Here is a 13,408-nt window from a genome sequence, read left to right as displayed (position 1 = left end):
AAAGTATTCAAAATATTGCTGTATCTACTAATTACTGTCATTATACTGACAGGTGCAGCCCTATTTTCCTTACAATTTAAACCCGTACAAAGCTGGCTGGCAAAAAAAGCAGCTAATTACCTTTCGGAAGAATTGCACACCAGAGTAGAAATAGAATCTTTATACCTGCGTCCGTTCAAATCATTAATTATTGAAGGATTATTAATTGAAGACCTGGAAAAAGACACTCTGTTTCAGGCACCTTCCTTAATGGCCAATATCAGTTACTTCTCTCCCATTGCTAAACGGAAGATAGATATTGATTTTATTTCTCTTACAAACGGAAAACTGTTTTTTAAAGAATACACGGACTCTACAAATAACGTTGATTTTATTATTGATTATTTTAGTTCTGGCGTAACAGATACTGTAAAAAAAGAACCGGGAAAGCCTTTTGATCTTAATTTTGACAGGATAGATCTGGAAAATCTGGATTTAAAATACATCAACTATTATTCTAAAGATGTTTATAATGGTGGCGTTAATTACGACAATGTTCATCTGAGGAATTTCAGTGCTAAAATAAGCGGACTAAATACCAAAACAAGTTTAATTGCGGCAAAGCTAAAAAACCTGACTTTTAGAGAGAAGAGCGGTTTTTATTTAAAAAACCTGACTGGAGATCTGGTAGTGGATACCAACCACATTACACTTACCAACCTATTGCTGGAAACGCCTAATACCCTTTTAAGGGATTTTTACAGCATGAAGTTTAAAAGCTTCAGAGATTTTAAACATTTCACTAAAAAAATTCAGGTCGAAGGACATTTCAAAGACACCAGGATCTGGTCTGAAGACATTGCTTTTTTTGCCCCGGATATTAAAGGCATGAACGCTTATATAGAGGCAGATGGTTTGGTAAAAGGAATAGTCAATAACCTTAAAGCTAAAAACCTGGTAATAAAAGCCGGAAAGTCTACCTATATTAAAGGAGATTTTGACATCAAAGGTTTACCTGACTGGCGCAATACTTTTATGGATTTACGCTTTGACCAGATTGCGACTAATAAACAGGATGCCGAAATTATTTTACGTAAGCTAAGCTTTAACGAAATCAAAAACTTACCGGAGATAATAGAAAAGTTTGGTAATATTAATTTCAAGGGACAATATTCTGGATTCCATAACGACTTTATTGCTTTTGGTGAGTTTAAAACTAAACTGGGACTGGTAAAATCCGACGTAAACATGAAAATAGCCACTAATGGCGAGGCTAGTTATACCGGAAAGATTGAGGGTTACGATTTTAACATTGGTGAGCTGATAGAAGAGGAAAGTATTAAAAGAACTTCCTTTACTGCAAACATCAAAGGCAAAAATTTTGAGACGGAAAAACTGGCGGAAGACTTTACGGCCAAAGTAAAATATTTTGATTTTAACGGTTACAAATATTCTAATATTGATGTTAAAGGTGATTTAAACAAGCTTCTTTTTAATGGTATTATCAAAGTAAATGATAAGAACCTGAAAATGGACTTTAAAGGTATTGCTGACTTTAACCCAGAGTTACCTGTTTTCAATTTCAATGCAGACATCCAATCTGCAGATTTAAGAAAACTAAATATTACTAGAGATTCTCTTATTATAGATGCTACTTTAGAAAGTAACCTTACTGGTTATACCTTGGATAAGGTTCAGGGGAACCTGCTGCTTAAAGACATTACAGCAACTACTCCAGACACCTCATTTGTAGTCGATTCTATTTACCTGAAGGCTGAAGGTGTTGGCAAAGACAAGCTATTAGCTTTAACTTCTGATATTGGCGATGCCAGCATCAAAGGACAGTACGATTTAGCGACACTTCCTTCTGCTTTTAAAACTGTAATTAAACGCTACGTTCCCAAGCTGAGGATGAAAATAGTACCTCCTAAAGAGCAGAACTTTGATTTTAGAATAGACCTCAAGAATTTTGATTATTTATCCAGCATTTTCTTTCCGGAACTTAAAGTTCCCGAACGGGGTGTTTTCAACGGTAAGTTTGATTCAGAAAAAAATTTAGTAAGCCTCAATGCTTACGCCAAAACGGTAAAATATAAGAATGTAATATTTAGCAATCTCATTATAGACCAAAACACCAACGATAAGACTTTTGAAGCCATTATTACACTGGACAAGATCGAGATTGCCAATAACAGCATGTTTGTTAAAAATATTGTATTACAAAACACGCTAAAACAGGATAGTCTTTCGTTCAACGTCAAGTTATCGGATAAAGATGCGGTGAATCAGCTGGATTTATACGGTTTGGTCGAATTTGGCACAGATACCATTGCCAAACTGAGTTTACTTCCTTCTGATCTGGTCATAGAAAACGATGTCTGGAAAATAAAAGACAAGGTAAAATTCAGGTTTGAGGAAAAAAGGACTATCATAGACAATTTTGAACTTTCCAACAAAAATCAAGTATTGGCTATAAATGGGGCTATATCTTCTTCCAAAAACGATTTATTGGAAGTTGTTGCCGAAAACTTCAGGCTTTCATCACTAAGTCAGCTTACCCAGGGCATGGGCATAGATGTAAATGGTATTCTTAATGGATCGGCACATTTATCGGCGATATTGGGCGAACCGGATATTCACTCGGACCTCGTCATAGATTCTTTACATTACAACAAAACAGAAATAGGGAAATTGGTAGTCAATTCCGAGTTTGATAACAAAGAGAACAATATCGATGTAAAATCAACCATATTTAAACGAGGCAAAAAAACAGCGGATATAGCCGGTGTGGTAGACTTTAAAAAAGATGCAGAAAACCTGAATCTGATTGTTAAGCTGGACAAAGCTGAGTCAATAATATTTGCCCCTTTTATAGATGAACTTGTTTCGGATCTGAAAGGAAACATATCTTCTGACCTAACGGTAAATGGTAAATTTAACAATCCGCAGATCAATGGTACCGTTCAACTGATTAATGCCGGATTTACCGTAAACTACCTCAAAACGCCTTATATTATTAACGATAATGTAGAGATTGAAAACAGTATGGTAAAACTTACCAATCTTATTGTATCCGATAAATACAATAATACTGCGGTAGCCAATGGTACGGTTGATTTTAAAAACCCATCCAACCCGGACATCCGGGTAAGTGTAAAAGCTTCCAGGTTTCTGGCTTTAAATACCACAGCTAAAGACAACTCTTTGTATTATGGAAGTGCCTTTGCTACCGGAAACTTCACCTTTGTGGGGCCTACAGATGCCATGAACATTAGTATAAAAGCAAAAACAGAAGAAGGCACCGTATTTACCATTCCGTTTAATGCGGCTTCTACTATTGGCGAAAATGATTTTATTACTTACGTAGCTAAAGATACAACTGCCCAGGTTACCGAAAAAGAAAGTTTCTTTAAAGGTTTAACCATGGATTTTGAGTTAACGGTAGACCATGCTTCTATTGCTAACCTGATAACTGAGGTAGGTAATATTTATGGCCGTGGAGATGGACTTTTGAGACTAAAAATAACCTCTTTGGGTGATTTTGAGATGTATGGTGATTATATTATCGAAGATGGAAAATTTGATTTTACCGCAAATAACGTCATCAACAAAACCTTCGAGATTAAGAAAGGCGGAACCATTCGATGGACAGGTAACCCCGTAGATGCCAATATTAACCTGAATGCGGTTTACTCTACCAGAACAAGTTTATTACCGCTTTATCAGGCTGCCGGAAGGACTTTACCCGATGACCGAAAAACAGAAAGGGTTTTAGCTGAAGCTGCCATGATGTTAAACGGTCCACTAATGAATCCTAATATTAATTTCGCTTTGCAATTCCCTAATAATTCGGGTATCAAAACCGAATTGCAAGGCTATCTGGACAATCAGGATAACGAGGCACAGCAAGTGGTTAACTTAGTGGTAAGAAATAATTTCAATGGAAGCTCTGGTTCTGGATTAGGTTTTTCTAACAGTGATTTAATTGGGTCTGGTCTGGAACTTGCTTTTAGCAAAATTAACACCATCATTTCGCAATCGTTAAACATTAAGAACCTGGATATTAATGTAAGGTCTCAGAACGAAATTGGGGGTAGCTATAGTTTTCTGGATAACCGATTGAAGATTAGTGGAAACTTTGTAAATAATAAATACAATATGGAAAACATGCTGGACAACAATATCCTGAACAGTAGTTTTACCGATTTAACCCGCGATCTGGAAATGACCTACAACATCAACAAAGATGGTAGTTTTGTTGCCAAGGTATTCCAGCGCCCCAGCAACAGAGATTTCTTCAACCTCAATACTGATATTTATATTAACGGTATGGGTTTGGTATTTACACAGGAATACGACACTTTTACCGAGTTTATAAGAAATATCTTTGCAAGAAGACGCGCTGCTGCTACTATCCCAAATCAAAACAAAGAGAAAAAGCAAAATACTCGTCCTGCTGCCACCCCTATCCGTACAGAAGACGATGATTAGAAATCTGCTTCTACACAAAAACTAATTTCTTTTCCAGAGACAGGGTGTTTAAATTTAATCCATTCGGCATGTAAATGAAGTCGCTGAGACTTAGTTCCGTAAATATCGTCACCTACAATAGGGGTTCCTAATCCCAGAACATGTGCTGCATGCACCCTTAACTGATGTGTTCTGCCAGTTATAGGCCAGAAATTAACTTTGGTTTTCCCTTCTTTTCTAGTAATTACTCTCCATTTCGTTCGCGCAGGCTTTCCGTATTCATAACATACCAACTGCCGGGGCCTGTCATCTAAATCTACCCTTAACGGTAAATCTATCATTCCTTCATCGTCAACTATCTCTCCGTCAAGTAAAGCCACATAACGTTTTTCTACCGTACGTTTTATAAACTGGCTTTGTAATTTCTTATAAATCTCTTCGTTTTTAGCAATCAGCATTAACCCCGAAGTTGACATATCTAAACGATGCACCACCAAAGGACCTGTAGCATCCGGAAATTTTGCCCGCATTCTTTCGTAAACAGAATCTTTAATATGTATTCCTGCTACAGAAAGAAATTCGGCAGGTTTATTAATCACGCACATAAAATCATCTTCATACACCATACTCACACTTTTACCTTCGGCAGGATTTACCAGCATAGGATTTTCGTCAACTTCCAGTCCCTTAAGCATATGCTTTAGTATAGGTTCGCACTTTCCTCTGCAGGCCGGGTAAAAATCTTTATGTTTTCTGATTTCAGATGCCGGAGATTGCCCCCACCAAAACTCTGCTATAGAAATGGGTTTCAGATGATGCTGAAAAGCATATTGCAATAGCTTTGGAGCTGCACACTCACCCGCTCCTGCCGGGGGCGCTATTTTCAGCTCATAATTAAATATATCTGCCAGGTTTTTACTTTCTGCATTATAATTCAGAAAAGCATACTGCTCAAAAATACGCTGCTGTAAAGCTGATGATTTTCCTTTTCTGGATTCTTTTAAATGATGAATGCGATTGGTATAGGTTTCTAACTCCCCGGAGAGCTCTTCCTGCTTGGTTTGTAAAACCTGCAAATCTTTTTTGGCAAAATATTGCTGCTTTAAGCTTTCCTCTTTCAACAATTCACATAGTTCCAGATATTCCCCTTCGCTCAATTCTTCTTTAGCTGTTTCCCGCCTTATTTTACGGTCTTTTTTCCCTTCTCTGAGCTTCCGTTTTTCTTCTTCTATTTGATGGATTATTTCGGCCAGTTTAATCTCCGTATTTTTTTGCAGTTGTTGAAATGACTCGTCCTGCTCTAGCTGTTCTATAGTCCGGTTTATCTGATTTAATTCTTTTTCCCCTTCCAGGAAAAATCCTCCTTCTTCCAGTACGTCAAAAACAGGCGGAACAAATCCTTTATGATGATTGCTACCTGCTAATTTACCGGAGAAAGCAGCCAGATACCCCAATTCTCCCGATTGATGCTGTACAACCAACACCCCAAACATTTTACCTATAACCAACCCTGTTTGGGTATTATCCAAACCAAAATTATGAATCCAATCCTGTTGTGTTTGAAGATACTCTTGTAATTCTTTAGCCGCTACAATACATAAAGGATGAGGCTCGTAATAGAATGGGTAATTAAACTTTTCGGGCAACGCAATAGTATCTATCGGCGTCAAAAATCTGGTAAAACAAGAAGGTAATAAGGGCATATACACTATACAAAAACGATGGCAAATTTAATATTTTTTATATAGTTAATCTCCTCCTTTGTTCAGCCCCTCTTTCTTTTATAGACCATAACATGACTATATCAACAACTAAAAGACAACTCTTTTCAATAAACAACTGATTCAAAGGTTGGTTTAACTGTCGTAGCTAAAAAACCTTTGCTAGATAATCGCTATCTATGTTATCATTCTGTTAAATAATGTTAACAGGCTTGGCTTATTCACCTTTTCGCCTTACCTTTGAGTCAGGTTTATAATTGGTTAGTTTAGGCTCCATTCTCCCCGTTTGGAGCTTAAACATTTTTTTAAGACCAATAAATAAAATTCAATATATATTTAGCCCAAACTAAGCTCTCTATCAAATTTTACATCTCAAATAATAACTATCAAGAATTTATTTATTGAGCGTTCTTAAAGCTTTTTTGATAATGTATTTTGTTTCTTTCGTATTGCTTTCAATTTCCCATCGTTTACAAAGTTCTCTTACAAATCCGGGTTGAGTTTTACTCGCATCATTCAGCCAATTCCCCACGCTATCCTGCACATATTTAGATTGATCTGATTTTAAAGGTTCTAAAATGGGTAAAGCCAATTGGGGATTACGTTTTAATTCTTCAATATGTTCACACCAAACTCCTCGTGGTCTTGTAGCTTCGGTTACAAATCTTCGGATGTTTTCGTCTTCATTTGTAGTCCACGCAGAAAGGATTTCAATACTTTTTGTAAGGTTTTGTACAATCTTTGGCCTTACAGCCATCCAACAAATTTCTCTTACTCCAAAGTGTTTATCTGCAGAAAAGGGTTTAATATTCTCTAATGTTTCCGTTATATTCAAACTTTCGTTTTTCCCTATAGTATAAGTTACCCAACAACGAACAAGATCTGCACTATGCTTTGACATGATAATCAAAAAACCTTCATCGCTATGTTGTGTAATTAATTCAAAAATCCCAGTCCCAATAGCTTCATTTATCGTGTTTACAGTTTGCTTCTTAAGCTCGTCTATTTTTGCCAGAACAGGTTTTAAATAATCAGTTCGTCCATTTTGTTCAAGCAAATTTCCCAACAAAAGCCTTTGATCTACAGCCAGCCATTCTACAAGATTTGCAGTCTCAATTTCCCCTGAATTAAGTTGTTCTAAAATACTTTTCGGGATATCTTTAGTGGAGCGTGCTCCTTTTCTTTTTGTCATTTACAGCTATTTCATAAGTTTATTATCAAAATTATTAGGTCTAGCCTTCCTTCTGTTTGCTCTGCTAAATTCACCATATTAATTTTGCTTAATTTTACACAAATATTTATAACGTTTTTGAAATAGACAATACCGCATAATTTTATCCCTATGGGATAAAAAAGTCAACTTTATTAAATGAGACATTCAGCGATGAAAAATCCACTAAAAATAATGAGCGAATCACAACTAACAACAAAAGAAGCAAAAATTGAAGAAAAAGTTTGCCCATTGGAGTTTGCTGTAAATACCATTAGCGGCAAATGGAAAATCCCTATAGTCTGGCAAATAAACGAAGGTAAAAAACGTCCGAGCGAGTTTCTGAAAGGTATTGGCAAAGTGGATAGACGGGTACTCAATCAACAATTAAAGGAAATGGAACAAAGTGGTATTTTAACCAAGATTTCTTTTCCTGAACTTCCGCCACGGGTAGAATATTCGTTAACGTCTCTTGGCAAAGAATTGGTTAAAGTTTTATGGCAACTGAACGATTGGGGCAAACTCCTGCTTGAAAGTAATAAGAATGCTAACGATATTTCTCCTAAGACTTAAAAGCTACAATTCAACTGCTTTTCCAGTCTTGGCACTCTCATAAATTGCTTCAATAATCTTCACAGATTTCTTGCCTTCTTCGCCATCAATAAATGGTTGTCCTGAAGTAATTAATGCCTGTATAAAATCCTCCATTTGCAATTGGTGCCCTAGAGAGCTTATTGCCATTGGATTAGAAACTCCTCCGTTTGCCCCTTTAGCCTCGTCTTTGGTTTTAACGATATAAGAAGTATTTGCTTCTATATTGGAAAACTCCCAATGAGTAATATCGGCATCTTCCATAATTACAGAACCTTCCGTTCCTGTGATTTCAATACGTTTTAAAAAACCGGGATGCAGCGCCGTAGAACACTCGATAGTACCTAATGCCCCACTTTTAAAACGAAGTATAGCTACCACTGTATCTTCTACTTCTATTTGCTGATGTCTGAAATTGCCTGTCATAGCCTGCACACTTTCTACCTCTCCCATATACCATTGCAACACATCCACTGCATGAATTCCCTGATTCATTAAAACTCCTCCTCCATCAAAAGCCCAGGTGCCACGCCATGCATTCTGTTGGTAGTAAGCCTCACTTCTACTCCATTTCACATAGGCACTGCCTATGGCCAGCTTACCAAACCATTGCTTGTCTATAGCTTGCTTAATCAGTTTACTTTCCGGATAAAACCTGCTTTGGAAAATCACACCTAATTGTACTCCCTGTTTGTTGGCTTCTGCAATTAACCGATCGCAACGTTGCGTATTAATTTCCAGAGGCTTTTCTATCAAACAATGTTTTCCTTTTTGGATGGCTTTTAGTGCGAGCTCTTCATGCAAACCAGACGGAGTGCAAACACAAATAATATCAAGATCTTCTCTTTCTAACAGAGCGTCGAGCTCTTCAAAGGCTTCACAGGCCTGTCTTTCGGAAAAAGATTGCGCTTTATCAAAATTACGGTTATAAACACCAATCAGTTTGGCATTAGCAATCTTCGAAATAGCATCCGCATGTATATCCGCAATAGCTCCTGCTCCTAAAATTCCAAAACCATAAATCTTATTCGTGTTCATAAACTGCTCATTAAAGTTTGGTATAATCTATGAATTTTTAAGCACCCTTTGTATTTCGTCCAATTTCATCAACGCATCTACAGGGGTTAAAGTATTAACATCCAAATTATTCAGTACATCCCTGATTTTTATCAGAACAGGATCTTCCAAAGAAAACATCTGTAGCTGTACAGCCTGTTTTTGCATTTTCATTAAGCTGGCCTTAACATGCTCACCACCTGTACGTTCGTTTTCCAGACGCTTTAATATTTCGTTGGCCCTGTTAAGTACTTTAGGAGGCATACCGGCCATTTTAGCTACGTGTATACCAAAACTATGTTCACTGCCTCCGGGTACTAACTTTCTCAGGAAAATAACTTTATTCCCCACTTCCTTAACTGTGACATTAAAGTTTTTGATACGTGGAAAAGAATTAGACAGCTCGTTAAGCTCATGATAATGCGTTGCAAACAACGTTTTAGCTTTAGAGTTATTATGCAGGTATTCTACAATTGCCCAGGCTATGGAAATACCGTCATAAGTTGATGTTCCCCGGCCAATTTCGTCTAATAGAATCAGACTTCTGTCAGACAGATTGTTCAAAATGCTGGCGGTCTCATTCATCTCCACCATAAAAGTAGACTCACCTGAAGACAGGTTATCCGAAGCACCCACACGGGTAAAAATCTTATCTACAATACCTACCTGCACTTCTTTAGCAGGCACAAAACAGCCCATTTGAGCCATTAGCACTATAAGTCCGGTTTGTCTTAACAAGGCCGACTTACCCGCCATATTTGGACCGGTAATGATAATAATTTGCTGCGTCTCATCATCCAGGTAAACACTATTGGTAATATACTCTTCTCCCAAAGGAAGATGCTTTTCTATCACCGGATGGCGGCCTCCTTTAATATCCAATACTTTATCATCGCTTATTACCGGACGTACATAATAGTTTTTCTGTGCAACCGATGCAAAGCAAAGCAAAACATCTAACTGTGCTATTAATGTGGCGTTTAACTGTATAGGACGAATAAATTCGGCAATAGAGGCCAGCAAATCATTAAACAGACGGGTTTCCAAAGCATGAATTTTTTCTTCGGCACCTAAAATCTGGTCTTCATATTCTTTAAGCTCCGGTGTAATATAACGCTCTGCATTTACCAACGTTTGCTTCCTGATCCACTCGGCAGGAACCTTGTCTTTATGCGTATTGCTGACTTCCAGATAATATCCAAATACATTATTGAAAGCTATTTTTAAGGAGGTTATGCCTGTCGCTTCGGCTTCCTTTTTTTGCAGTTCAAGCAAATAATCCTTACCACCATAAGAAATCTTCCTTAGTTTATCCAGCTCTTCATTAAAACCATCGGCAATTACCTTTCCTTTGGCAACGGCAACCGGTGGATCTTGATGAAGCTCCCTATCTATCTTTTCTCGAATAGATAGACACGGATTAATTTGCTCTGCTATACGCTTAACGGAATCTTGATTAACCTTTTCACAAAGCGACTTAATTTTCTCTATGGCTACCAAAGCCTTTTTCAATTGGGATATTTCTCTCGGATTTGCTTTTTGTAATCCAATTTTAGAAACCAATCTTTCCAGATCTCCAATCTGACGTATATATTGCTCTAAATCACCTCTCAGTTCATCCTGTTTAAAAAAGAAGGATACTACATCCAATCTTTCTTCAATAGGCTTTCGGTTTTTTAAAGGCATCAGTATCCATTTACGCAACATTCTGGCACCCATCGCAGAAGACGTATGGTCCAGTACATCTATCAACGTTTTAGCATCTTCATTGGAAGACCCTACTAATTCCAGATTCCTAACCGTAAAACGATCCAGCCACATATACCGGTCTTCTTCTATTCTTGAGATATTGGTAATATGTTGCAATTGCCTATGTTCGGTTTCATTCAGGTAGTGTAAACAGACTCCGGCAGATACAATTCCCAGATTCAGTTTATCAATACCAAAACCTTTTAATGACTTTACCTCAAAGTGTTTATACAATAATTCCTGTGCATAATCATTGGTAAACGCCCAGTCGTCTATAGTAAAGGTATAAAACCGATCGCCAAACAGCTCAGAAAACTCTTTGGCTTTGCTTTTGGCATAGATTACCTCGCTAGGTTTAAAGCTCTGTAAAAGTTTATCTATATATTCTGCATTACCTTGTGCCGTCAGAAATTCACCGGTAGATATATCTAAAAAAGCTACCCCTATAGTATTTTTATCAAAATGCAGGGTTGCCAGATAATTATTAGATTTTTGCTGAACAATGTTTTCGTTATAGGCTACTCCTGGCGTTACCAACTCGGTTACCCCACGTTTTACAATTCCTTTTACAGTTTTAGGATCTTCCAGCTGGTCGCAAATAGCAACCCTTTGTCCTGCCCTCACCAATTTAGGCAAATAGGTTTCTATAGAATGGTGCGGAAATCCCGCCAGTTCTATATGAGAAGCAGCTCCATTTGCCCTTTTTGTTAATACAATCCCTAAAATCTGCGATGCCTTAACTGCGTCTTCACCAAAAGTCTCGTAAAAATCGCCTACCCTAAACAACAGCAATGCCCCCGGATATTTAGCTTTTATCTGGTTGTATTGTGTCATTAAAGGTGTTTCTTTTGTTCCTTTAACTGCCAATTGTTCTAAATTTTTCGATTGGCTAAGATATAAAATTAACGCTTAGACATAAAGCAATGTGGGTAATTATGTCATCATAACTATTCATAATATGTTGACTGGTCTTTTTTCATTTTAGAAACCTGAATATAAAGAAGTTCTATTCTTCTAAAGAATTCATAAAATAGATGATGACTTAAATTATTTTATTACTTTTGTGACATTAAACACCACAAACCATGAAGTTGTCCGTAGTCCGTACCTTTTAGCTTAACAGCAAGGACTCTTTAATCATCTCTCATAAATTCATACGCTTATAAAGAGCGTAATTGGTTATTCTTACATTATTTTCATGACAACTATAAACGATACCAAAAGCGGTATATTGGGCTTCTTTACTGTTTTAAAACAATCGCTCAAAGGACAGGAAATTGATTACACTTCGATAAATATAAAACGGGCCATAGTCTTATTGGCTATTCCTATGATGCTAGAAATGATGATGGAGTCTGTCTTTGTCCTGGTTGATTTATATTTTATAGGTCACCTGCCTAATAGCAGTATTGCCATTCAGATCGTAGGTTTAACAGAATCTGTTTTAACCATTATATATTCTCTGGCAATGGGTATAGGTATGGCGGCTACTGCACTGGTAGCCAGACGAATCGGAGAAAAAGACCCTGTGGCTGCAGCTAAAACCGGAATGCAGACTATATTAATTGCTCTATTAATCACCATATTCATCAGCATCGGTGGGTTAATCTTCGCAAAAGATATTCTACTGTTAATGGGAGCCAGCGAAAGTACGGCAAAAGAGGGTAAACTTTTCACCCAGATTATGATGGGCAGCAGTATAGTAATTATGCTACTTTTCCTTATAAATGGTATTTTCAGAGGCGCAGGTAATGCAGCTATTGCTATGCGAAGTTTATGGTTAGCAAATTTAATTAACATTATTCTTTGCCCAATATTAATAAGAGGATTAGGTCCGGTACCGGCTTTAGGTTTAACCGGAGCAGCGCTAGCCACTTCTATTGGACGTGGCATTGGCGTCATCTACCAGATTTACCATTTAAGTAAAGGCAGCGGCAATCTGCAGGTAAAATTGAAATACTTTCAACCGCAATGGCAACAAATAAAATCTATTGTTAAAGTAGCCGCACCAGGTGTTTTTCAGTTTGTAATAGCTTCATGCAGCTGGATTTTCCTTGCCGAACTGGTGGCGACAACCGGAGGCGACAGCGGCTCCGCCGGATATCAGACCGCATTAAGGCTCATGATGTTTTTTATGCTTCCGGCCTGGGGCTTAAGCAATGCCGCAGCTACATTAGTAGGGCAAAATATGGGAGCCCGTCTTTTTGAAAGAGCAGAGAATTCTGTTAAAGTAACTGCAAAATATACGGTAATATTTATGGGTACGGTAACTGTATTGTTCTTAACATGTGGTTCTTTATTTGCTTCTGTTTTTACCAATGACCAAGAAGTAATTAACATAGCTAGTCAGGCACTTCGTATCCTGAGTTACGGTTTTGTTATTTATGGAATTGGAATGGTGCTAACCAGTGCTTTCAATGGCGCCGGCGATACACTTACCCCTACTAAAATTAACATTGTGGCTTTTTGGCTATTTCAGATTCCTTTTGCCTATTTGCTGGCTAAATACTTTAACCTGGGACCCACAGGAGTTTTTATAGCTATCCCGGTAACCGAAGTAGGGATTTCTCTGGTAGCTTTTTATATTTTCAGGAAAGGCAAATGGAAGGCTGTTAAAGTATAATATTTGCTA

At 37.4% G+C, this 13,408-nt stretch carries 7 protein-coding genes; 3 read left to right on the top strand and 4 right to left on the bottom strand.

Going from position 1 to position 13,408, the window contains the following annotated elements:
• Nucleotides 1-15: 15 nt before the first annotated feature.
• Nucleotides 16-4,470 carry a translocation/assembly module TamB domain-containing protein gene (locus tag ACFSAH_RS00225; RefSeq protein ID WP_379660664.1) on the top strand — a complete coding sequence of 1,485 codons (4,455 nt, stop codon included), beginning with the start codon at nucleotides 16-18 and terminating at the stop codon, nucleotides 4,468-4,470.
• On the opposite strand, the gene ACFSAH_RS00220 is transcribed toward ACFSAH_RS00225, so the two are convergent.
• On the bottom strand, nucleotides 4,467-6,152 hold the full coding sequence (locus ACFSAH_RS00220) for an RluA family pseudouridine synthase (RefSeq protein WP_379660663.1): 1,686 nt from the start codon (nucleotides 6,150-6,152) through the stop codon (nucleotides 4,467-4,469). The genes ACFSAH_RS00225 and ACFSAH_RS00220 overlap by 4 nt on opposite strands.
• A gap of 412 nt (nucleotides 6,153-6,564) precedes the next feature.
• A complete protein-coding gene (locus ACFSAH_RS00215; protein WP_379660662.1) occupies nucleotides 6,565-7,362 on the bottom strand; it encodes a DNA alkylation repair protein in 798 nt (265 codons plus the stop codon).
• 192 nt (nucleotides 7,363-7,554) lie between these two features.
• On the opposite strand from ACFSAH_RS00215, the gene ACFSAH_RS00210 reads away from it, so the two are divergent.
• Nucleotides 7,555-7,953 carry a winged helix-turn-helix transcriptional regulator gene (locus ACFSAH_RS00210; RefSeq protein WP_379660661.1) on the top strand — a complete coding sequence of 133 codons (399 nt, stop codon included), beginning with the start codon at nucleotides 7,555-7,557 and terminating at the stop codon, nucleotides 7,951-7,953.
• A gap of 3 nt (nucleotides 7,954-7,956) precedes the next feature.
• Here the strand turns inward: ACFSAH_RS00210 and ACFSAH_RS00205 are convergent, their stop codons facing one another.
• Together ACFSAH_RS00205 and mutS are read right to left on the bottom strand one after the other, a co-directional pair.
• Complete coding sequence (locus tag ACFSAH_RS00205) at nucleotides 7,957-9,009, bottom strand: Gfo/Idh/MocA family protein (RefSeq protein ID WP_379660660.1); 1,053 nt, start codon at nucleotides 9,007-9,009, stop codon at nucleotides 7,957-7,959.
• Between the two features lie 27 nt (nucleotides 9,010-9,036).
• Nucleotides 9,037-11,610 carry a DNA mismatch repair protein MutS gene (gene mutS / locus ACFSAH_RS00200; protein ID WP_379660821.1) on the bottom strand — a complete coding sequence of 858 codons (2,574 nt, stop codon included), beginning with the start codon at nucleotides 11,608-11,610 and terminating at the stop codon, nucleotides 9,037-9,039.
• 364 nt (nucleotides 11,611-11,974) lie between these two features.
• Here mutS and ACFSAH_RS00195 point away from each other — a divergent pair, with 364 nt between their 5' ends.
• Nucleotides 11,975-13,399 (top strand): MATE family efflux transporter, encoded by a 1,425-nt coding sequence (locus ACFSAH_RS00195; RefSeq protein ID WP_379660659.1) that lies wholly within the window; start codon nucleotides 11,975-11,977, stop codon nucleotides 13,397-13,399.
• Nucleotides 13,400-13,408: the final 9 nt, after the last annotated feature.

This window comes from Pseudopedobacter beijingensis (assembly GCF_042678145.1).
Classification (GTDB): Bacteria; Bacteroidota; Bacteroidia; order Sphingobacteriales; family Sphingobacteriaceae; genus Pseudopedobacter; species Pseudopedobacter beijingensis.
This window is presented reverse-complemented; position numbering and strand designations above follow the sequence as displayed.